General features: G+C 64.8%; 20 protein-coding genes and 1 tRNA gene. 12 read left to right on the forward strand and 9 right to left on the reverse strand.

Going from position 1 to position 22,104, the window contains the following annotated elements:
* Window positions 1–121: 121 nt before the first annotated feature.
* The 6 genes from argB to rpmH all read right to left on the reverse strand — a co-directional run bounded on the left by argB (window position 122) and on the right by rpmH (window position 4,724).
* The gene (gene argB, locus N2605_RS01505; protein WP_036014067.1) at window positions 122–1,009 is read right to left on the reverse strand and encodes an acetylglutamate kinase; all 888 of its coding nucleotides are present in this window, start codon (window positions 1,007–1,009) and stop codon (window positions 122–124) included.
* A gap of 166 nt (window positions 1,010–1,175) precedes the next feature.
* Window positions 1,176–1,541, reverse strand: coding sequence for a DUF423 domain-containing protein (locus tag N2605_RS01510; RefSeq protein ID WP_225151140.1), 366 nt, complete (start codon window positions 1,539–1,541; stop codon window positions 1,176–1,178).
* Window positions 1,541–2,194, reverse strand: a complete 654-nt coding sequence (gene yihA, locus N2605_RS01515; RefSeq protein WP_036026511.1) for a ribosome biogenesis GTP-binding protein YihA/YsxC — start codon at window positions 2,192–2,194, stop codon at window positions 1,541–1,543. Before yihA ends, N2605_RS01510 begins: the two co-directional genes overlap by 1 nt.
* A 114-nt stretch (window positions 2,195–2,308) precedes the next feature.
* The gene (gene yidC, locus N2605_RS01520) at window positions 2,309–4,159 is read right to left on the reverse strand and encodes a membrane protein insertase YidC (protein ID WP_036014059.1); all 1,851 of its coding nucleotides are present in this window, start codon (window positions 4,157–4,159) and stop codon (window positions 2,309–2,311) included.
* Window positions 4,160–4,175: 16 nt separating this feature from the next.
* Window positions 4,176–4,562, reverse strand: coding sequence for a ribonuclease P protein component (rnpA, locus tag N2605_RS01525; RefSeq protein WP_225134005.1), 387 nt, complete (start codon window positions 4,560–4,562; stop codon window positions 4,176–4,178).
* Window positions 4,563–4,589: 27 nt separating this feature from the next.
* The gene (rpmH, locus tag N2605_RS01530) at window positions 4,590–4,724 is read right to left on the reverse strand and encodes a 50S ribosomal protein L34 (RefSeq protein ID WP_008542748.1); all 135 of its coding nucleotides are present in this window, start codon (window positions 4,722–4,724) and stop codon (window positions 4,590–4,592) included.
* Window positions 4,725–5,074: 350 nt separating this feature from the next.
* Here rpmH and N2605_RS01535 point away from each other — a divergent pair, with 350 nt between their 5' ends.
* From N2605_RS01535 to N2605_RS01560, 6 genes are all read left to right on the forward strand, one after another.
* On the forward strand, window positions 5,075–6,574 hold the full coding sequence (locus N2605_RS01535; RefSeq protein ID WP_036014057.1) for a sensor histidine kinase: 1,500 nt from the start codon (window positions 5,075–5,077) through the stop codon (window positions 6,572–6,574).
* 296 nt (window positions 6,575–6,870) lie between these two features.
* Window positions 6,871–6,947 (forward strand) — tRNA-Arg (locus tag N2605_RS01540).
* Window positions 6,948–7,031: 84 nt separating this feature from the next.
* Window positions 7,032–7,388, forward strand: a complete 357-nt coding sequence (gene queD / locus N2605_RS01545; protein ID WP_036014055.1) for a 6-carboxytetrahydropterin synthase QueD — start codon at window positions 7,032–7,034, stop codon at window positions 7,386–7,388.
* 238 nt (window positions 7,389–7,626) lie between these two features.
* The gene (locus N2605_RS01550; protein WP_260345631.1) at window positions 7,627–9,492 is read left to right on the forward strand and encodes an adenylate/guanylate cyclase domain-containing protein; all 1,866 of its coding nucleotides are present in this window, start codon (window positions 7,627–7,629) and stop codon (window positions 9,490–9,492) included.
* A gap of 87 nt (window positions 9,493–9,579) precedes the next feature.
* Window positions 9,580–10,482 carry a hypothetical protein gene (locus N2605_RS01555; protein WP_225152040.1) on the forward strand — a complete coding sequence of 301 codons (903 nt, stop codon included), beginning with the start codon at window positions 9,580–9,582 and terminating at the stop codon, window positions 10,480–10,482.
* Between the two features lie 327 nt (window positions 10,483–10,809).
* Window positions 10,810–11,211, forward strand: coding sequence for a THO complex subunit 5 (locus tag N2605_RS01560; protein WP_260345634.1), 402 nt, complete (start codon window positions 10,810–10,812; stop codon window positions 11,209–11,211).
* 107 nt (window positions 11,212–11,318) lie between these two features.
* Here N2605_RS01560 and N2605_RS01565 read toward each other — a convergent pair whose 3' ends face one another.
* Together N2605_RS01565 and N2605_RS01570 are read right to left on the reverse strand one after the other, a co-directional pair.
* The gene (locus N2605_RS01565; protein ID WP_260345636.1) at window positions 11,319–12,110 is read right to left on the reverse strand and encodes a phytanoyl-CoA dioxygenase family protein; all 792 of its coding nucleotides are present in this window, start codon (window positions 12,108–12,110) and stop codon (window positions 11,319–11,321) included.
* Window positions 12,111–12,294: 184 nt separating this feature from the next.
* Window positions 12,295–12,621, reverse strand: coding sequence for a hypothetical protein (locus tag N2605_RS01570; RefSeq protein ID WP_036014049.1), 327 nt, complete (start codon window positions 12,619–12,621; stop codon window positions 12,295–12,297).
* Window positions 12,622–12,874: 253 nt separating this feature from the next.
* Between N2605_RS01570 and N2605_RS01575 the strand changes: the two genes are divergently transcribed.
* The gene (locus tag N2605_RS01575) at window positions 12,875–13,561 is read left to right on the forward strand and encodes a class I SAM-dependent methyltransferase (protein ID WP_260345640.1); all 687 of its coding nucleotides are present in this window, start codon (window positions 12,875–12,877) and stop codon (window positions 13,559–13,561) included.
* 15 nt (window positions 13,562–13,576) lie between these two features.
* Complete coding sequence (locus N2605_RS01580; RefSeq protein WP_036014035.1) at window positions 13,577–14,620, forward strand: zinc-binding dehydrogenase; 1,044 nt, start codon at window positions 13,577–13,579, stop codon at window positions 14,618–14,620.
* A 46-nt stretch (window positions 14,621–14,666) separates the two neighbouring features.
* On the opposite strand, the gene N2605_RS01585 is transcribed toward N2605_RS01580, so the two are convergent.
* Window positions 14,667–15,530 (reverse strand): LysR family transcriptional regulator, encoded by an 864-nt coding sequence (locus N2605_RS01585; protein ID WP_225140655.1) that lies wholly within the window; start codon window positions 15,528–15,530, stop codon window positions 14,667–14,669.
* Between the two features lie 101 nt (window positions 15,531–15,631).
* Between N2605_RS01585 and N2605_RS01590 the strand changes: the two genes are divergently transcribed.
* The 4 genes from N2605_RS01590 (at window position 15,632) to N2605_RS01605 (ending at window position 22,085) form a co-directional block, all read left to right on the forward strand.
* Window positions 15,632–16,942, forward strand: coding sequence for an aspartate aminotransferase family protein (locus N2605_RS01590; protein WP_225140594.1), 1,311 nt, complete (start codon window positions 15,632–15,634; stop codon window positions 16,940–16,942).
* Window positions 16,943–16,962: 20 nt separating this feature from the next.
* Entirely contained in the window at window positions 16,963–18,573 is a 1,611-nt protein-coding gene (locus N2605_RS01595; protein WP_260345643.1) for a gamma-glutamyltransferase family protein, read from the forward strand.
* A gap of 201 nt (window positions 18,574–18,774) precedes the next feature.
* Window positions 18,775–20,919, forward strand: a complete 2,145-nt coding sequence (locus tag N2605_RS01600) for a GumC family protein (protein WP_260345644.1) — start codon at window positions 18,775–18,777, stop codon at window positions 20,917–20,919.
* A 2-nt stretch (window positions 20,920–20,921) separates the two neighbouring features.
* Window positions 20,922–22,085 carry a glycoside hydrolase family 5 protein gene (locus N2605_RS01605; RefSeq protein WP_225140591.1) on the forward strand — a complete coding sequence of 388 codons (1,164 nt, stop codon included), beginning with the start codon at window positions 20,922–20,924 and terminating at the stop codon, window positions 22,083–22,085.
* Window positions 22,086–22,104: the final 19 nt, after the last annotated feature.

Below are 22,104 nucleotides of genomic sequence, written 5' to 3' on the forward strand. Positions count from 1 at the left end.
CTCAAATCGTCATGGCCGGGCTTGACCCGGCCATCCACGTCTTTGCCGCGAGAAGAAAGGTCGTGGATGCCCGGGACAAGCCCGGGCATGACGACCTTCTTCCGCTGCTCGCGTTCCCGCATCACTTGTGGATCAGCGTGCCCGTGCCCTGGTTGGTGAAGAGCTCGAGCAGCACCGCGTGCTGCATCTTGCCGTCGATGATGACGACGCCCTCGACGCCCTGCTCCAGCGCGTAGATGCAGGTCTCGACCTTCGGGATCATGCCGCCGGAGATGGTTCCGTCGGCGATCAGTTTTCGCGCGTCCTTCACCGACAATTGCGGGATCAGCTTCTTCGACTTGTCGAGCACGCCGGGCACGTCGGTGAGCAGCAGCAGGCGCTTGGCTTTCAGCGCGCCGGCGACGGCCCCTGCAAAGGTGTCGGCGTTGATGTTCAGCGTCTGGCCCTCTTTCGAGGTTGCGAGCGGCGCCAGCACCGGGATCAGCTCGTAGCCGATCAGCTGGTTGAGCAAAGTGAGGTCGACCTTCTCGGGGTCGCCGACGAAGCCGAGATCGATCGCCTTCTCGATGTTCGAGTCGGGATCGACGATGGTGCGCGTCGTCTTGGTCGCCTTCACCATGTTGCCGTCCTTGCCCGACAGGCCCACCGCCTTGCCGCCGGCCTCGTTGATGTAGCCGACGATCTGCTTGTTGACGGAGCCGGCGAGCACCATCTCGACGATCTCGATGGTCGCGGCATCGGTGATGCGCAGGCCCGCGGCGAATTCCGAGACGATCCCAAGACGCTTGAGCATGGTCGCGATCTGCGGCCCGCCGCCATGCACCACCACCGGATTGATCGCGGTCTGCTCCAAGAGCACGATGTCGCGGGCAAAGTTCTTCGCGGTCTCCTCGTCGCCCATGGCATGGCCGCCATATTTGATGACGATGGTTTCCTCGTCATATTGCTGCATGTGCGGCAGCGCTTCGGACAGGATGCGGGCCTGGTCGAGCGGAGAGATGTCGGTCATGTCGCGGGTCTCGCTGGCGGGTCGAATGGTGCGCGTTCTATCCGATTGGCGGGGACAGCGCAAAGGTGTGGCAGCTATGTAGCCCGGATGGAGCGCAGCGTAATCCGGGATTCGTCGCCGCAGACACCGGCCCCGGATTGCGCTTCGCTCCATCCGGGCTACGGATTCAGCGCTTCGCCGCCACCGCCGCCACGCTTACCGCCAGCCAGCTCGCAATCATCACCATCCCGCCCGTCGGCGCCGCCATCGGAAACAGCGCGTGCCCGGCATACTGCCGCAAGGTGAGGTCGCCTGCGAACAGCGCGGCACCGATCGCGAAGCCGAACGTCGCCACGATTCCAATTCCGCCGTGCAGAAGGCCGCGCGTGAGCAAGGCGATGGTCGCAAGTATGGCACTTGCATGAAACAGCAGCATGGCGCTGGCGGAGGCAAGACGGCTCGCGTCGGCACCATGGGCGGACGCGGCGGCCAGCGCGACGCCGGCGGCGCCCATCAAGCCGGCAAGCCCGATCAGCAGGCGGTGCGCTGCCATCACGAGGCCCGCTCTTCCAGGAGCTTCGCCATCGCGGCGCGAAGCTCGGCCATGCCGGTCGCGCTGCGCGACGAGGTCGCGAGCACGGTCGGGAACGCGGCCGGATGCTTGGCGAGCACGGCCTCGGTCTCGGCGATGCGTGCTTGCAGCTCGGCGACTTTCACCTGGTCGGCCTTGGTCAGCACGATCTGGTAGCTGACGGCGGAGCGGTCGAGCGTCTTCAGCACCTCGAGATCGACATCCTTGATCCCGTGCCGCGCATCGATCAGCACGTAGACGCGCGCGAGACTGGCGCGTCCCAGCAGGAATTTGTGGATCAGCTCGGTCCAGGACGCGACCTGGCTCTTCGGCGCCTTGGCATAGCCGTAGCCGGGCATGTCGACGAGGCGCAGGTCGTTCTTGCCGGGGACCTCGAAGAAGATCAGCTCCTGGGTGCGGCCCGGCGTATGCGAGGTGCGCGCCAGCGCGTTGCGGCCCGTGAGCGCGTTGATCAGGCTCGACTTGCCGACATTGGAGCGCCCGGCAAAGGCGATCTCCAGCCCCGCCATCGGCGGCAGCGTTTCGATCGAAGGGGAGGCCCAGATGAACTGCCAGTCACGAGCGAACAGTTTTCGCCCGGCCTCGATCAGCTTCGCATCTTTGTCGTCGGTCATGCGAAGCCTCGCTGTTTCCTTGCGTCATTGCGAGCGAAGCGAAGCAATCCAGAAATGTATCCGCCGAGGGACTCTGGATTGCTTCGTCGCAAGGGCTCCTCGCAATGACGACGCTTACGTCGCCTTCCTCGCGAACGTCGCCTTGAGATTGTCGAGTAATTCCACCTTCACGCCGTTGCGGCGCATGATGTAGCCCTGCTGGACCACCGAGAGCAGGTTGTTCCAGGCCCAGTAGATCACGAGGCCCGCCGGGAATCCCGCCAGCATGAAGGTGAAGATGAGCGGCATCCAGTTGAAGATGATCTGCTGGGTCGGATCCGGCGGCGTCGGATTCAGCTTCATCTGGATCCACATCGTGATGCCCATGATGATCGGCCAGATGCCGAGCGCGAGGTAATAGCCGAACACCGGAATCGTGGTCGGATCGAACGGGAGCAGCCCGAACAGGTTGAAGAGGTTGGTCGGGTCCGGCGCGGAGAGGTCCTTGATCCAGCCGAAGAACGGCGCGTGCCGCATCTCGATGGTGACGAACAGCACCTTGTAGAGCGCGAAGAACACCGGAATCTGGATCAGCACGGGCAGACAGCCGGCGACCGGATTGATCTTCTCCTTGCGGTAGATCTCCATCATCTCCTGCTGCTGCTTCACCTTGTCGTCGGGATAGCGCTCCTTCAGTGCCAGCAGCTGCGGCTGGATCGACTTCATCTTCGCCATCGAGGCGTAGGACTTGTTCGCCAGCGGGAAGAACAACAGCTTCACGATCACCGTGACGAGCAGGATCGAGACGCCGAAATTGCCGAAGAAGCGGAAGAAGAAGTCGAGGCCGAGGAACATCGGCTTGGTGAGGAAATAGAACCAGCCCCAGTCGATCAGCAGGTCGAACTGGTTGAGGCCGAGCGCCTTGTTGTAGCCGCCGAGGCCCGCGAGCGGGAAGTTGATGCCGACCACGCCGGCTTCCTTGGCGCCTGCGAACAGCCGCGCGTTGGCCGTCGCGGTGCCGCCGATCGCGACGGTGACGGGGTCGAGCAGATAGTCGGTCTGGTAGGTATGGACCTTGCCGACCGGGTTCGACGAGAAACGTGCCTGGAGCTGGGCGTTGGTATCCGGCAGCAGCGCGGAGGCCCAGTATTTGTCGGTGATGCCGAGCCAGCCATTGGTGGCCTTGAAGTTCACCTGCTTGGCTTCGTCGATCTTGCTGTAGGCATATTCCTGCAGCCTGTGTTCGCCGAGATAGCCGATCAGGCCCTCATGCAGGATATAGTAGCCGGAGACATGCGGCGCGCCGTGGCGCGAGATCAGCGCGAACGGATAGAGCGTGACGGGCGCGTTGCCGACATTGCTCACCTCGTCCTTGATGGTGAAGAGATAATGGTCGTCGACGGCGATGGTGCGGCGGAAAGTCAGGCCGTCGCCATTGTCCCATTTCAGCACCACGGGCGTCGACGGCGTCAGGCTGCCGCTGCCCTCCTGCTGCCAGACGGTCTGGGCATCCGGCATCTTTGCCGTCACGCCCGTCGCCGCGACCCAGCCGAACTCGGCGTAATAGGGCTCCGCCGTGCCCGACGGCGAATAGAGGACAATCGGCGGCGATTTCGGATCGACCGTCTCGCGATATTGCACCAGCGCGATGTCGTCGATGCGGCCGCCCTTCAGCGAGATGCTGCCGGCGATCCGCGGCGTCTCGATCTTGACGCGCGGGCTCGCTGCAATGGCAGTCTCGCGCGAAACGACCGCTTGGGGCGGGCTCGCGGCCGGCGTCGACGGCTGGGCCGCGCCGGGCTGCGGCGCGCTGCCCGGCGTCGGGGACGCGCCCGGCTGCGGCGTGCTGCCCTTCTGGAGCTCGGACTGCGCCTGCTGCTGGGCGCGCTGCTTCTCCATCTGCGGCACGTTGTAGAAGTACTGCCAGGCGATCAGCACCAGGCCGGACAGAATGACGGCGAGGATGGTATTGCGATTGTCGGTCATCTCGATTGTCTCGTCATCAATCCGGTTTGCGGCTGGTCGCTGCGACGTGACCCGGCCTGTGGCCGCGCGCTTTGGCCGTATGCCGCGCGGGCTTCGTGAACGCTATGCGCAGATCGTCGAGCATGGTGGCGAAGTCGCGCGAGAGCGCGTCCTTTCGTCCGACCAGGACATAATCATGGTGGGGCTGCATCGATGTCGGATCGAGCCGCTTCACCAGTTCGCGCAACCGGCGCCGGATGCGATTGCGCTCGGGGGCGTTGCCGTTCTTCTTGGTGACGGTGAAGCCGATCCTGACAGGGCCGGAATCATCGCGGCGGCGGCTTTGCAGGACGAACGCGGGACTATTCACCCGCGCGCCATTGGCAACGGCGAGGAAATCCGCCCGCTGCCTCAGCCGATCCATGATGAAATCCCAAAAAGGGGGTCCGGCTCAGGCGCTCAGACGCTTGCGGCCGCGGGCGCGGCGGGCGGCGAGAACCTTGCGGCCGCCGGCAGTGGCGAGACGGGCGCGGAAGCCGTGACGGCGCTTGCGCACCAGTTTGCTGGGTTGATAAGTCCGCTTCACGGGTTTTTCTCCGCTGACCGGGCAATTTGCCTGTAGAATTGATGGTAAAGTCCGGAAGATGCGGCCCAAAACGGGCCCTTTTTCGGCCCCAAGAGAGCCGCTCCCGGTGTCGCACCGGGTCATCGCGGACAATTCGCGCGGCTTATAAGGGAGCGCCTTGTCTTCGTCAACGCCGCACAAGCGCGCGATTGTGGTGAATATCGCTGTTTGCGCGGCGTTTTTAACCCTTGAGGTGGCGACTCGCGCTATCAGCGCTTACATCACACCTCGGCAGATTAGCGATCCGTAATTTGACCGGACATCGGTCGGGTCGCATCCTCCATCAGCCAAGGCCAACAGGGGCGAGTTTCGTGCCAGCCACAGATCGCCAGCCGATCCAGGATCTGGATCAGCCAGACCAGCCGGCGACGCGGCCCCGCGGCTCGCGCGGGCTCGGGTTGTCCGGCAAGCTGCTGCTGCTCACCATTCCCTTGGTGATGATCGCCGCGGTGCTGCTCTACGTGCCAGCCATCGCGAATTTCTGGGTCAACCGGCTGAATGATCGCGTCGCGGCGGCCAACACCGCGGCGCTGGTGCTGGATGCGGCGCCGCTCGGCATGGTCCCCGATTCGCTGTCGCGGCAGATCCTGAAGAGCATCAACGCCCGTGCTGTTGCCATCAAGATGGGCCAGCAGCGCCGGCTGCTCGCCAGCGACAACATTCCGGCCGCCATCGAGCACGACATCGACCTGCGCGACATGACGGCCTGGGAGGCCATCACCGGCTCGTTCCGGATGATGCTGGAGACCGGCAACCAGGCCATCCGCATCGTCGGCCCCGGGGTCGGCAATGCCCAGTTCATCGAGATCGTCACCGACGAGCTGCCGCTGCGGAAGCAGATGTACCGCTTCTCCCGCAACCTCGTCGTGGTCGCGTTGATCATCGCGGTGCTGACCGCGGGCCTCGTCTATCTCGCGCTTCATTATCTCTTCGTGCGCCCGATGCGGCGGCTGACCGCGAGCCTGGTCGGCTTCCACGAGAATCCCGAGAGCTCGGCCGGCATCATCGTGCCGAGCCAGCGCAGCGACGAGATCGGGGTCGCCGAGCGCGAATTGTCCGACATGCAGCGCGACCTGATGTCGATGCTGAATCAGAAGAGCCGGCTCGCTGCCCTCGGCCTCGCCGTCTCCAAGATCAACCACGATCTGCGCAATCTGCTCGCCTCGGCCCAGCTGCTGTCGGATCAGCTCGCCAGCGTGCCGGATCCGCGCGTGCAGCGCTTTGCGCCCAAGCTCGTGCGCTCGCTCGAGCGCGCCATCGCCTTCTGCCAGTCGACATTGTCCTACGGCCGCGCCCAGGAGGCCGCGCCCGACCGCCGCATGATCCTGATCGAGCCTGTTGTGATGGAGGTGCGGGAGACCGCGGGGCTCGCCAACGACGCCTCGATCGCCTGGGTCGCCGCGATCGAGCGCGGGCTCGCGGTCGACGCCGATCCCGACCAGCTGTTCCGGGTCTTGCTCAACCTCGTCCGCAACGCCGCCCAGGCGCTCGAAAGCCATGCGGCGGGTGAGGGGCGCGTGCAGCAGATCCGGATCACCGGAAAGCGCGAAGGCGCCGTCGCCATTCTCGAGGTCTCCGACACCGGCCCCGGCGTTCCCCCGAAGACCCGGGAGCGCCTGTTCGAGGCCTTCCAGACCTCGGGCCGCCCCGGCGGCAGCGGCCTTGGCCTCGCCATCGCCGCCGAGCTGGTCCGCGCCCATGGCGGCGAGATCCACCTGGTCGAGGGCACCATCGGCGCCACGTTCCGCATCGTCATCCCCGACCGTCCCGTGGAACTGCTCTCCATCCGCAACGAGCGCCAGAGGGCTTAAGGCTAGGCCAGCGGCCGACTGAAACGAGCTGGGCCATCGCCATTCCTTCCGTCATTCCGGGACGACCCGAAGGGTCGGGCCTGGAATCCATAACCCCGGCTGGTGGTTATGGATTCCGGGCTCGCGACTTCGTCGCGCCCCGGAATGACGAAGAGAAGTGCGGAAATGCCCCAAAATACCGGCGAGCCGGACCTTGCCAATCGGGACAAGAGCGGTTAGTCAGAGCGCTCTTTCGCACCCCCTCCGGCTCCGCCGGGGGCTGCTTGCGGGCCCTGCCCGCGCTGTTTGCGAAACACGCGCCCGTAGCTCAGCTGGATAGAGCATCAGACTACGAATCTGAGGGTCGGACGTTCGAATCGTTCCGGGCGCGCCATTCTTTGCCGAAAGGTCAGGACAGGACAGCATCTGGTCGCCAGACCGGCCCGAGACCGGATGGCCATGCCGTGTGGGGAGCTGGATGAGGATATCGCAGGCGTTCAAGTTTGAGGCGGCGCATCGGCTGCCAAACGTGCCCGAGACTCACAGGTGCAGCCGGCTGCATGGTCATTCCTATCGGGTCGAGGTCCAGCTGGATGGGCCGGTCGACCCGCACACCGGCTTCGTCGCTGATTTCTTCGATATCGAGAAAAGCTTCGCCGGCATCATGGCGGCGCTGGACCACCAGTGCCTGAACGAGGTCGACGGCCTCGCGAATCCGACCGCCGAGAATATCGCGGTCTGGATCTGGGACCGCTTGAAGCCCAGCCTGCCGCAGCTGTGGGCGGTCCGCGTTTATGAAACGACGGATTGCTGGGCCGAATATCAGGGGCGGTGACGACGGCCCGCTGACCGAGCAGCCGGCCTCACCGTCGCCATATGGGAACCCGCAGGGCAACTCAGGATCAGCCGTATGAGCGGAGTGGTGCTGCTTGCGCGCCGCCGGACGGGTCTCATTACTCACGAATATATGAGCTGTGTTGATCACCGCATGCGGGTTGGAAGGTTTAATTTCAAGCTGGCGTAGAATGTCCGCAATGCCAGTTGTGCCTGGCCCCTGTACAGGGAAACTGTTGATGGAACGCAAGCTCGCCGCGATCATGGCCGCCGACATCGTCAGCTACAGCCTGATGATGGCCGAAAACGAGGCCTCCACCTATAAAGAACTGCGCACGGTCTTCGACAATCTGATCGAGCCCACAGTCGCGCAGCATGGTGGACGCATCTTCAAGAAGACCGGGGACGGGTTTCTGGCGATGTTTCCCAGCGTCAACGAAGCCGTTGATGCGGGCTCTGCCATCCAGCAAGGGTTCGACAACGCCCCGTTTGAGCTGCGCATAGGCATCAACCTCGGTGATGTCATCGAGGATAATGGCGATATGTACGGCGACGGCGTTAATGTCGCCACACGGCTCGAGACGATGGCCGATCCCGGCAGCATCTTTGTTAGCGGCGCTGTCGTCATGGCCGCAGACCGCAATCGCGGCGATGTGTTCGCGCGTGTGGGCCGCAGGCGCGCCAAAAACATTCCCGACCGTCTTAACGTCTACCGGGTCCGACGCGCGCAATCCTCGTGGTCTCGCTGGCGAAAAGTCCCGCGCGTTCTACGCGGTACCGCTGCGCGCTGGTCGTATGGCGTCGCCGCCGTAGCCCTTGTCCTCATCGGCACCCAAATCCAACCGCTTTCCCTGGCGGCGATGGTCAGCCGGCTCCCGGCCGCGCTATCTTTCGACCAGACCCGCGCCGACCCGCGCCCGTCAGTTGCGGTCATGCCCTTTGCGACCATGGGCGGGGACCAGTCGTACTTTGCAGACGGGCTGACCGAGGATGTGACCACGGCGCTCGCAAGGAATTCCGAGCTTCAGATCATCGCGCGCGACTCCACCTATGCCGTGCGCGGGCAAGACAACGATATGCGCAAGCTCGGGGCAAAGCTGGGCGTTTCCTACGTGGTGGAAGGCAGCGCGCGCCGCGAGGGGGACCGGCTTCGCGTCTCGGCGCAGCTGATCGACGTGAAATCGGGCGCGCACCTTTGGTCGCGCAGCTTCGACAGGCAGGTTGCCGACGTCTTCACCGTACAAAGCGAGCTGACCACGGAAATCGTCGCCCAGCTCGCGCCGTATATCGGCCGAAGTGAAGCCATCGCTGCCGCGCAACGGCCGACCGACAACCTCCAGGCTTACGATCTTCTGCTGCGGGCCCGTCATCGATACCGGCATGGCGTCCAGGATGCGGAAGCACTTATGGAGGCACGCGGCCTATATCAGCGCGCGCTGGAAATGGACCCGGCCTATGCCGTCGCCCGTGCGGGCTTGGCCCTCACTTACATCGCGGATGTGGCCAAGAGGTCGAGTGGTCGGGCGACAGCGCATGAGCTGGAACTAGGTCTTAGCGAAGCGCGCCAGGCTGTGCGCCTCGATCCCAATCTCTCGCTCGGCTATCAGGTGATCAGCTTCGGGCTGGCGGTGCAGGGCGATTATGCGGGCGGCTTGCAGGCCGCCAAGCGCGCCGTCGAACTGAATCCCAATGACCCGGATAGCATGATGGCATTGGCAAAAGCACAAGTCCGTTTCGGGGACTACGCGGACGCCGTTGCCAATGCCGAACGGGCACGTCGCCTTCATCCCATGGCACCGGAATATTACGCCTATGTGCATGGCCAGGCTCTTTACGCCGCTGATCGTCGCGATGAGTCGGCTACCGTGATCTCCGAATGCCTTGTAAGGGCGCCGCGCGATGCCAACTGCCTGCTCATCCAGGCTGCGCTGCAAGGGCGGCGCGGTGATATAGAAGCGGCGCAGCTGACGATGGCAAGCTTAGTAGGGGCCCAACCGACATTTTCGTTGGAGGCAGAGCGCTCTTATCGCCGGTTTGGCAACAAGCCGCTGATGGAGCAGTTCCTGAAGGACCTGACGGTGGCGAAGGCACCGGGGGCTGCGTAATAGGATTCTGTGTAGCTGAAATTCAATGAGATAGCAGTTCTCAGTTTCATCTCGTCGCGCGCGCCGTTTCGATGGTAAGTTCGTCCGATGCGCACGATCGATCATCTATTCTCCCGCTTCGTTTTATTCCTTGCCATCGCAGCCGCCCCGGTGCTTCCCGCGCGCGCGGCCGAAACCTGCCCGTTCATCAGCGCCCAGGAGCTCGCCCGGGCGATGCCGGCGCTGAAATGGTCGCTGATTTCGAACCAGGACGGCCGCGGCTGCATCTACCAGGCCGGGCGCGGCGACACGATGATGCTCTCCGTGTTCCGCAATCCCGACAAGGACCGCGCCAGGGAATTGTACGCGACCTTCGTCAAGACGCTTGGCGAACGCATGCCGCTGAGCGCAGTGTCCGGAATCGGCGACGAGGGCCAGGGTGGAACGAGCGCGGCGGGCGCGGAACGCCAGGAGGCCTCGGTCGTCGCCCTGTCCGGCGATTACATCCTGCAGATCAGCGTCTATCCGGTCGGCCGGCGTGCCGATGATGCGCTGCTCGCGCCGATCGCTGAGGCCGCGCGCGTTGCCGTCGGCAATGTGAGCAGGAGCAGCGAGCGGTTCGGCAATTGCGAGTGGCTCACGGCCGCGGATGCCGACGGCTTTCTCGACAACGGCACGCTGACGGTGCAGCGGACCGGGGCAGGCAGCTGCATGATGTTCGATCGTGAGGCCAACACCATGACCGTCGCGGTGATCACGACCTCGCGCGATACCGCCATCGGCATGATGAAGCGTGCAGGGCCATGCACGCACGTGGCGATCCCCGAGCTCGGCCGCGAAGCCTTCGGCGAGCATTCCTGCACCAAGGGCAACGGCAACGCCGTCCACATCCATGTCTGGAAGAACGGCCGCCAGGCTTCGATCCTGTTCGCCCCGGTCAAGCCGCATCCGCAGTCCGGCTCGGTCGAGCGCCTGAAGGCGGTTGCCGCGCGGGTGTATGGGAAACTGTGACGACGGTGGTCGGGGTCACACTTGCGTCGCGCAATTCTGGATTGCGTTTGCCGCGGGCGCAGCTATCGTCCCACACCGCACGGTCTGCTGGAAAGCCCTTGATGTCTAAGCGTCGCACATGGTCCGCAGCCAGTGACTTGATCTGTGTCGCTGCCGCGCTGCTGCTATCAGCCCTCACCGCCGATGCCCAGGAGGCACAGTGGTCTCCGTTGTGGGATGCCTTGACGAAGCGGTCCGACGCAAAGGTGGTCGATGGCGTCAATGACAAGGGCAAGGCGACGCGACGTATAGATCTCTCCTCGGGGGTGTCCTTCTTTTTGGAGCGCGATGGCGACCGAAATCATGAGTACCGGGTTCGACAATAGCGGACGCGGAGCCGTGCAATGCAGTTGGGAGATTTATGTCGGGGTTCGAGCCTACACCGAAGCTTGCCAGCCGAGCGAAGATCAAGCCTTTGAAGCCGATCTGGACGATGCGATAGCTCGCATGAACGAGTTCATCGTTGAGAACAGCATCGTTCCCGTGACCAAATCGGAGCTTCAGGATGCCATTCGGCAACGTAAGCAGCACGTCGGGGACGTGGTGCGCGGGCAATCCGACGACGATCGCCGCAAGCTGTGCGAAGCCAACCCTATTCGTCCCATGAGCATTGCATTGCGGTCCGCTTCGCACGACTTGCGAGTTTCAACTTTGAACACACGCTCTTGTCCGTCAAGCGACCACCGGTGAAGAATCCGTGCCTTTGAGCGTGCCGCTGCCGGCGTGATGCGGTTTCGCAAAACGATGCAAGACGACAGCAACCGCCGGGACCCTCGGAGGTCCCGGATGTCATCCGCCTAGACCGTCAGCCCGCAAGCCCGCCGGATCGCGATCTGAACCGGCGAAGGTGGCAGCGCCGGATCGAATTCGCGCTTCGGCAGCAGCGGAGGCTGTGCCATGAAGCGCGGCTCTTTCCCGCGGTGGGGTTGCGCGGCATGAACCAGGAACGGGTGGCACAGATAGACGGTGCCTGGCTTGCCGGTCGCAAGTTCAACCTCGCGATCCCTTGTCGACGCCCAGTCGCCGGCAGCAAGTTGCCGGAGCGTTGCGCCCGCCTCGCCATGGGGCAGTAGCTCCCGCGCGATGGCCGCATGCGAGCCTTTCCGGATTCGCGTGGGCGCATCATCGTTTCCGACGTCCGAGAACAGGAAGAGCATCAGCAGCGCACGGCCGCTGCTCTTCACATTGGCACGCCATTCCATGAAGTCGGCATGGGCTGTGCCAAAGCTCATGTCCACATGCCAGCCATCGTCGCCTGGCGATTGCGATGACGGGAAGCGGATCGGAAAGGTTCCGAGGCCCCTGGGCGCAAGCCAGCGTCCTTCGCCGGCGAGCTGATCATAGGCCTTGTGCAGACGCGGCGTGTTCGCGGCTTCAATGAAGGGGCGCGTCGCTTTGGCGCCAACCCGGACAACGGGCTGGGTCCAATGTTCGGGCTCGTCCGGCGACAGGCCGATATCCGCCCACAGCTCGTCCCTGCATTGCTTGGCAAGGTCGGTGCTGAAGGCATTCTCGAGTTTGACGAAACCGTCGTCGATGAAGGTCAGGACCTGACGGGGCGTCAGGCCAACCTGTTCGGTCTTGGGCATTGCACATCTCTCCGTTCGGCTACCGCAGCGCGCGTAGCCGTTTGATCTGAGTGGCGCAGGAGCGCCGGAACGACGTTCGGCCGTTCAGATCAGCGGGAAGAATGTGGAGATGAACATCATGGCGGGAACGTATAGCGCGGCGGAGCGGGGAATCAAGACACGGACAAGCGGATGAGCGAGGCCTTCACCGCAGGCCCTGCTCGTCGATCAGGATGCGGTGGATCTCGATGCGCTCCGGCAGCTCGATCAGGAACTCCGCGTCGCGCGCGAGATGATGGACCTTGGTCGGCTCGCCCTTGGTGAAAGCCGTCATGGCTGCGATGTCCGCCCAATAGGAAATGGTGGTGAACCACGTCTCCTCGTCGCGGTCCTCCCGCAATTGCTGCACACCGAGCGCGGTCTTTCGCAGCGGCGGGATGCCCTCGGCTTGCAGATAGGCCTGGTAGGCGTCGGCGAGGTCGCGGCGGGTACGGCCGCGCCAGACGCGGGCGATGGTCGGCTTGGTCGGCATGGCAGATTCTCCTCGCTGCCGAACGCCGTGCGGCGCATCTCGTTCCAGCGTCGCCATGTCACGGCCGCCGGCAGCCGCGGCTGGAACCTGGCGCTTGGTCGGCACTGGCGATTCATCGGCCGGATCTTGACCGGCGCCGCGGCAGCATTTCCACATCATTGATCTGAAACAATGATGGTCTTCGCGACAAATGCTAGGGCCTGTCGCAGGTCACGTGCGAGGCTCCCCAGGCCGGTCAAGACAATCTCCGCGCGTGATGAAATCCGAGGGCTCAATGGGACGACTGCTGAATATCGTAACGCCGCTGCACACTGCGACCAAGCGCGACTACATGGGCCGCATGAACGACGACAAGATCGGCTGCTCGCTGAAGGCGCGGGAGTACGAGGCCGATTACTGGGACGGCGATCGCCGTTTCGGTTATGGCGGCTACCGCTTCATCGAGGGGCGCTGGGCCCCGGTCGCCAAGGCGCTGATCGAGACCTATGGCCTGAAGGACGGGTCGAGCGTGCTCGACGTCGGCTGCGGCAAGGGTTTTCTGTTGTACGAGATGCAGAAGATCCTGCCGGGTCTGAAGGTCACCGGCTTCGACATTTCCAAGCATGGTCTTGCCAATGCACACGAGCAGGTGAAGCCGTATCTGTTCAACTATCGCGCCCAGGACGTCTATCCCTGTGGCGACGACAGCTTCGACCTCGTCATCTCGCTGGGCACCCTGCACAATCTCAGGCTCTACGAGCTCGAGGCCGCGCTCAAGGAGATCGAGCGGGTCGGCAAGAACAAATACGTCATGGTCGAGGGCTACCGGAACGTCACCGAGCTGCACAACCTCGAATGCTGGGCGCTGACGGCAGAATCCATCCTGCACACCTCGGAATGGATCTGGCTCTACGGCAAGCTTGGCTACACCGGCGATTACGAATTCATCTATTTCGAGTGACCGGGCGCGCGACCCATGGACATCAAGACTGCAAAGGCCGCGATCCTCGTCGAATCCGGCAAGCCGCTGATCGTCGACGAGTTCAATCTGCCCGACAGGCTCGAGCACGGTCAGGTGCTCGCCCATGTGCACACGTCGAGCATTTGCGGCGCGCAGATCAACGAGATCGACGCCGTCAAGGGCGTCGACAAGTTCCTGCCGCACCTGTTGGGGCACGAGGCGCTGGCGACCATCGTCGAAACCGGACCCGGCGTCGTCTCCTGCAAGCAGGGCGACACCGTCGTCATGCATTGGCGGCCGGGCAAGGGCATCCAGTCCAACACGCCGGTCTATTCCTGGCGCGGCAAGCGCCTCAATGCGGGCTGGGTCACCACCTTCAACGAATATGCCGTGGTGTCGGAAAATCGCGTCACGCCCGTTCCTGATACGATCGACCGCACCAGTGCGCCGCTGCTCGGCTGCGCGGTGACGACCGCGCTCGGCGTCGTCAACAACGATGCGCAGATCGCCATCGGCGAAGCGGTCGTCGTATTCGGTGTCGGCGGCGTCGGATTGAACATCGTGCAATTCGCCGCGATGGTCGGCGCCTGGCCGGTCATTGCGATCGACCGCCTCGACAACAAGCTGGCCATGGCGAAGGATTTCGGCGCCACCCACATCATCAATTCCGAGACGGTGAAGGATGTGGCCGCCGAGGTCCGGTGCATCACGGGGTCCGACGGACCCGACAAGGTCGTCGAGACCACCGGCGTCAAGAACCTGATCGAGCTCGCCTACGAGATCACCGCCAAGAAAGGCCGCTGCATCCTCGTCGGCGTGCCCCGCGAGAAGGCCGAGATCTATACCCTGCCGTTGCACTTCGAGAAGGTGCTGAAGGGCTCGGAAGGCGGGCAATGCCAGCCCGCGCGCGATATCCCGCGCCTGGTGCGACTCAGCGACGCCGGCAAGGTGAGCTACCGCGGCATCGTCACCCACGAGTTCGCGCTCGACGACATCAACGACGCCCTGGATCTGATGCGCAGCGGCACATCGGGACGGATCCTCCTGAACATCAGCTGAGCGCTATGCTCGCCGCGCACGCGCGAACATCGAGTGCAATAGGTCACTAATCGATCTCCGCCTTGGTCTTCAGTCCGGGCAACACGGTGCGGACGTGCTCGGCCAGCGTCGTCGCCAGCAGCGAGGGCCTCGCCTCCGAGAATTCGAGCGCGATGCCGATGGTTGGAAGCAGGGGCAGTCCGGCCGAGACGACATGAAGATCGAACGGAACGGCGGTTCGTGTCAGGACGCTGATCGCATGACCGGACCGCGCGATCGCGATCAGGCCGGCGAGGCTGTTGCTCGCGTAGGCGACCCTGTAGCGCCGATTGACCGCGTCCATCGCGGCGCAGGCGGCGCGGTAGTCCAGGCTCATCGGCGCCGCCAGCGCCAGCGGCAGCACATCCTGCGTCAGTATTTTCGGTTCGGCCTCGTTCGCGACCCAGACGAAGCGCTCCTCTCGGATCACCTCGCGCGCTCCGGCATCGGACAGCGAGACCAGCGCCATCTCGATCTGGCGCCGCGCTAGCATCGGGCGCAGCTCGGAGGTCGGTGCGCAGACCATGCGCAGCTCGACATTGGGATGCAGCGCGCAGAACCCCTTCAGCAGCGCCGGCAGGAAAGCGATCGAATAGTCCTCCGGGCAGCCGAGGCTCAGCGTCCCCTTGAGACTCTCGCCGCTCATGTCGGCGAGAATCTCGTCGTGCTGCGCCAGCAGCGTCTCGGCGTGGGCGAGCAGTTTCTCGCCGGCCGCGGTCAGCCTCATGCCGGATCCGCTGCGGTGAAACAGCGGCTGCGTGATCGTCTGTTCCAGCCGTTGCATCTGCATGCTGAGCGCGGACTGTGTCCGGCCAATCTGCAAGGCCGCCAGGCTGATCGAGCCGGTGCGGGCCACGACGACGAAATTCCTCAGAAGGTTGAGATCCAGCATCGACATCAAGAAGATTGATATCCAGATTGAATTATATCAATTAGCCTGAAGTCAAATTCTTGACTAGAGGTCGGACGTCCCCCAAGCGAGAGGTGGCTGTCATGACCTTGAATGCCGATCCCGATTTCTGGGCCTCCGCCAACACGCATCTGACCCGCTATGGGCCGAGTTTCGAACCCGTCATCATCGATCGTGCGGCCGGCAGTTTCGTCTACGACGCCGACGGGCGCGCCATCCTCGACTTCACCTCGGGTCAGATGAGCGCCGTGCTGGGGCACACGCATCCCGACATCGTCGCCACGGTCGCACGGCAAATGGGTGCGGTCGCTCATCTCTTCAGCGGCATGCTCTCGCGTCCGGTGGTGACGTTGGCCGAGCGTCTCGCTGCGCTTGCGCCCGGTCTCGACCGCGTGCAGCTGCTGACGACAGGCGCGGAAGCCAATGAAGCGGCGATCCGGATGGCCAAGCTCGTCACCGGCCGGCACGAAATCGTCGCCTTCGCGCAAAGCTGGCACGGCATGACCGGCGCGGCGGCGTCGGCGACCTACAGCGCGGGCCGGCGCGGTTATGGGCCGGCCGCGGTCGGATCGTTCGTCATTCCCGCGCCGAACGCCTATCGGCCGCGCTTCAGGAACGTTGACGGCAGCAACGACTGGCAGACCGAGCTGGACGATGCGTTCGCACTGATCGACAGCCAGTCGACCGGTAGTCTGGCGGCCTTCATCGCCGAGCCGATCCTCTCCAGCGGCGGCATTCTGGAACTGCCGCTCGGCTATCTCGCGGCCTTGAAGCAAAAATGCGAACAGCGCGGCATGCTGCTGATCCTCGACGAAGCTCAGACCGGAATCGGCCGCACCGGGCACATGTTTGCCTTCGAGCGTGACGGCGTGGTGCCTGATATTCTCACGCTGTCGAAGACGCTCGGCGCCGGTCTGCCGCTCGCCGCGGTCATGACGACAAAGGCCATCGAGCAGACCGCGTTCGAGCGCGGCTTCCTGTTCTACACCACGCATGTCTCCGATCCCTTGCCCGCCGCGATCGGCGTCACGGTGCTCGACGTTGTCGCGCGCGACGGGTTGGTGGCGCAGGCAACCGCCAGGGGCAACAGGCTCCGGGATGGATTGCTGTCGCTGCAGCAAAAGTTCGAATGCGTCGGTGACGTCAGGGGCCGCGGGCTTCTGCTTGGTCTTGAAATCGTCGTCGACCGGCAGTCCAAGACGCCGGGGTTTGAACTCGGCGCGCGGATCATGGAGGAGACCATGCGTCGCGGTCTCAGCATGAACATCGTCAAGTTGCCCAGCATGGGCGGCGTATTCCGCATCGCGCCGCCGCTCACGGTGTCCGAGGCCGAAATCGATCGCGGTCTCGAGATCATGTCGGAGGCGATCCAGGCTGCTGCGACGACGCACTGATCGGGAAAGGCCTTTTCCGGATGCAACTCGCCAGGACATATGGGCGTCCGACGCTGTTCTCCCGGCACGGCATGGTCGCCGCCGCGCATCCGCTCGCGGCACAGGCCGGTGCACGAATCCTGATGCAGGGCGGCAATGCGTTCGATGCGGCCGTCGCCACGGCGGCCGCCCTCAACGTGGTCGAGCCGTTCATGTCGGGGCTTGCCGGGTTTGGACTGGCCACGATCTGGGTGGCGATCGAGCAGCGCATTCGCGTGCTCGACTTCGCGCCGCCGATGCCCGCAAGCTTCCCGGTCGGCAGATACACCAGCAGATTCGAGCTCGAGCGCGGTGCGCAGGCGGCCTCGACGCCCGGCAATCTCGCGGGCTGGTGCGAGCTGCTCTCGCGCTATGGACGCAAATCGCTTCCAGACGTCTTTGCGCCGGCGATCACGCTGGCGCAGGGCGGCTTTGCGCTCTCGGACTTCGGTGTTGATGAGATCAACGAGCAGGTGCCGCTGCTCGAACCCTGGCCGGACCTGCACGCCGCACTGGTCAGGAACTATCTCCCGGATGGAATGCCGGTGAAGCTCGGCAGCATCGTCGCGCAGCCTGATCTTGCGCAGACTCTTGCCGAGATCTCCGACTTGGGGCCCGAGCATCTGTATGGCGGCAAGCTCGGCCGGCGGATCGTGGACTATCTCGCCACGCTCGGCGGCAGCCTGACGCTGGACGATGTCATCGCCGTCAAGCCGCATTGGTTCGATCCCCTGACCGTGTCCTATCGGGGGCTCGAGCTTCACGTCCCGGCGCAGCAATGCGGCGGCTTCCAGTTCGCCCTGACCCTCAAGATCCTTGAAGGCTTTGACCTCGGGCGTCTGCCGAAGGACGGCGCCGATCATCTCGACACGGTCTATCGCGCGATCCGTCTCGCCGCCGGCGAGCGCATCGCCCATGGCAATCTGGGACCGGATCAAGCCGCTGGAGCAATGTCCGAGGCGACGATCGCGCGGCTTCGCCAGCGTGTGAGCGACGGCCGCCCGATCACGGGCCCGACAGAGCAATGGATGCCGCAGGATCGTGCCGATCCCGGCCACACCACCTCGTTCTCAATCGCCGACACCGAAGGCAATCTGGTCTGCATGACGCAAAGTCTCGGCAGCCCGTTCGGCAGCGGCGTCGTGGTGCCGGGGACTGGCGTTTGCCTCAACAATCATCTGCATTGGGCCGACGTGCAGCCGGGAAGCCCGAACCTCGCCAAGCCGGGCGATGCGTTGCCGGTGACGCTGGCACCGTCGATTGCGACGCGCGGTAGCCGCCCGGTGCTCGCGCTGGGGACGCCCGGCAGCTACGGCATCCCGCAAACCCAGGCCCAGGCTTATGTGCAGCACATCGAGTTCGGCCTTCCGCTGCAGCAGGCGATCGAGGCGCCGCGTTCACGGCTGTGGGACGGCCGCTTCATTCAGGCGGAGAACCGCATCGCGCCGGAGACCATCGCCGAACTGAAGCGCCGCGGCCACGAGATCGAGATCCTGGACACCGAATGGACCATGCTCTGCGGCGGCATGCAGGCCGTCGCGCTCGATCCGGTAACCGGCGTGATGACGGGTGCCGCCGATCCGAGGCGGGACGGGTATGTCATCGCCTTGTGAGCGGTCTGCACATCGAGGCGAGCGCAGGCAGGCGCCGCCGATGTGCGCCGCGCCTGAATGGCTGGCCGCGTCGCGTTAACGAATCGTTCACCGCCCAAGACCATCCCAGCCCGGCCCAGCCGTAACCGCCGGTTAACCATGGATATTTACGGTGTAGCAAGCCTCAGAGCTATGACTGTCAGTTGATTTCGAGTCCAACCCATGGCGTTCGGTAGCCGCGCATCTCCGCGAAGCATCGCCCCGACGGAGCAAGCGGCTTCGTGGGAAGCGCCGCGCGCTGCGAAGGCGAAGCCTGACGGCGCCTCGCCGGGACTGACCAAGGGATCGCTGACCGTCTCCGGGACGCTGTCCTTTCTGCGCGAGAACGGCCGGCGCATTCTGACGCTGGCGCTGGCGCTGTTCGCCCTCGGCGTCGTCGCCCTGATGGTGCTTCCGGTCCGCTATGCCGCGACGGCCCTGGTCGTGCTCGATCCGCGCGAGCTGCGCGTGACCTCGGAGCAGGACGTGCTGCCCGGCATCGGCCAGGATGCCGCGGCGCTGCAGAGCCAGATCGAGATCGCCAAATCCGACGGCTTCCTCCGCCCCCTGATCGAGCAGCTCAAGATCGCGGACGACGAAGACATCGCGGGCGGTTATACCGACATGACGCGCCTGCTCGAAAGATTCCGCAACCGCCTCGAGATCACCCGGCGCGGGCTGACCTACGTCATCGCGATTTCCTTCACCTCCAACCGGCCGGATCGCGCCGCCTACTACGCCAATGCCATCGCCGAGGCCTTCGTCGCCAGCCAGGGCCGCGTCCGCACCGAGGCGACGGACGAGGCGGCCGGCTGGCTCCAGGACCGGCTGAAGACGCTGAGCGAGCGCCTGCGCGCGTCGGAAGACGCCGTCGCCGCCTTCCGGCTCGAGCACAACATCGTCAATGCCGGCAAGGAATCCACCACGCAGCAATTGCGGGTGACCGACCTGACCCAGCAGGTCTCCGCCGCCCGCGCCCGCACCGAGGAGGCCAAGGCGCGCTACGAGCAGGTGCAGCGCGACGTCAAGGCCAATGTCGAAGGGCCGGTGAAGCAGGATCTCCTCAGCATGCTGCGCGCGCAGCGCTCGGCGCTGAACGACCAGATCGCGCAGAAGAAGGCGGTTTATGGCGACCGCCATCCCGACCTTGCGATCTCCTACAGCCAGCTGGCGGATATCAACCGGCAGATCGAGATCGAGCGGAAGAAGAACATCGATACGGCCAAGTCCGAATATGAGGCTCAGCTGGAGCAGCAGAACGCGCTGGAAAAGCAGCTCAAGGCGGTCGAGACCAAGATGCTGCGCGACGGCCAGGCGCTGGTGAAGCTGCAGGAGCTGCAGCGCGACGCCGATGCCAACCGCAACATCTACGAGCAGTTCCTGTCGCGGTTCAAGACCACCAATGAGCAGCGTCAGCTGCAGGCGTCCCAGACCAAGATCGCATCCGTTGCCATTCCGCCGTTGCGCTCGACGCGTCCGCCGCTCGCCTTGCTGCTCGCGGCGCTGGCGATCGGCTCGCTGCTGACGTCGACCGCCGCCGTTGCGGTGACGACCAGCCTGTCCGCCGACAAGCCCGAATCCGTTGAGGCGCCTGTCTCACGTGAAGCGGAGGAGACGCCCAACCGGCAAGTTTCCCCTCCTGCCGCCGCCGCGCGCCCAGCCGAGGCGATGCCCCGCCTTCCTGTCTGGGCTCGCATCCCCGAGCTGGCGCCAGGAGGCGGGATCAACACGGTCTGGCAAAGACCGGTCAGCGCGTCGGCCGAGCTCGATCTCGGCCCCCACTTACGGCCGCTGCTCGAACGCATCGACCGCGTGCCGGTGCGCGGCTGCAAGGTCGCGCTGGTCTTGTCGGTCGGTAAGAGCGCCGGCGGCAACACGGTGGCGCGCTCCCTCAATCGCGCCGCCGTCAACCGCGGCATGATGAGCGTGCTGATCCGGCTCCAGCCGGAATTTGCAGGCTCCCAGCCGCCGGTGACCGAATGGCAGGACGGCTCGACCACGGCGGGACTTCAGTCGATCGACGAGTTGCTGAGTGCCGGCCGCAAGCCCGATGCTCGGCCCGAGGACGATATCCGCTCGGAGTTCGACCTGATCGTCGTCCACGCCGGTAATCTCGCCTTGCAGCCCGACGCCATTGCGCTCGCCGCGCATGCCGACCTGATCGTCCTGGTGGCGCGCGCCGGCGAGCTTGGTTCGTCGGCGATGCGCAGGGTGACCGCGGCGCTGGCGAGATACGCGGCGGTGCCGACCGGCCTCGTCGTCAATCACGTGCCCGCCGATTCGATGGCGCCTCAGCCCGACGGTGGCGCTTTGGGCCTTGCGGTGTGACGATGACAGTCTTGCGCCGCCGTCTGCTGGCTGCGGCGATGCTGTTGTCGATCGCGGTCGGCCGTCCGGTATTCGCCGAGGATTGCGTGCCACTGCCGTCGACGGTTTCGCCCGGGCGGCTGGCCGCCCTCTCGCGCGGCTTCAACGCCGACGGTTGGATCAACGGTGCGCCACCGAGCCGCGCGCTGCTGCAGCAGCTGCGCAAGGCGGGCATGAGCCATGTCCGCCTGCCGGTGCCGGCGGAACGCGTGATGCCGCGCTTTGCCGCAAAGGACGAGCGCCAGGCGACGCTGCGCGTGCTCGACAGCGCGCTGAAGCAGCTGACCTCGCTCGGCTATTCCAGCTCCGTCGACCTTCATCCGGGCGAGCGCTTCAATCGCCTGCACAAGGATGATCCGGATGCGGCGATGGGCGAGATGCAGGAGGCCTGGCGCGCGCTTGCAGGGGTCATTCGATCCTATCCTGCCGATCTAGTCTTCGCCGAGCTGCTCAACGAGCCCGATATCGAAGCGGACAGATGGCAAAGAGAGGTCGAGGCGCTCGCCGCCTTCGTTCGCCGGTTGCTGCCCGCAACCACCCTCATCGTCGGCCCTGTCAACTGGCAGCGCGCGGACTCGCTGCCGCGGTTTCGCCCCCTGGCGGACCCTGACGTCATCTACGCCATCCATTTCTACGATCCGATGGTGTTCACCCACCAGGGCCACTGGGACGCGCGCGATCCGCTGCACGACATCATGGATCTGCCTTATCCGATCAATGCCGGCGATCCCAAGGTTCAGGCGCTTCGGCAGGATTTGCAGGCTAGGGCCGCTGTCAAGGCGCTCGCCATGCTCGATACCGCGATTGCCGCCACCAAGGAGAAGCCGGGAGCCGATCGCTGGCTCGCGCCCGCGCTCGCATGGCAGCAGCAATTTTCGCGGCCGATCGTCGTCAATGAGTTCGGCGTGTTGAAAGCCGGCGCCCCCCGGCAGAGCCGGTTGCGCTGGCTGGCGGAGGTCACTGCCTATGCTCGCGCGCATTGCTGGGGCTGGGCGCATTGGGAACTGGAGCAAGGCTTTGGCCTCGTCGATGCCGCAACCGGCAAGCCCGATCCCGACGTGATGCGGGCGCTGCTCGGCGCGCCCGGCCGGCCTGAACGGGCTCCCGCTGTGCGCCGCGATCGTTAACGGATCCTTACCCCTCGCG

Source organism: Bradyrhizobium yuanmingense, from assembly GCF_025200905.1.
Classification (GTDB): Bacteria; Pseudomonadota; Alphaproteobacteria; order Rhizobiales; family Xanthobacteraceae; genus Bradyrhizobium; species Bradyrhizobium yuanmingense.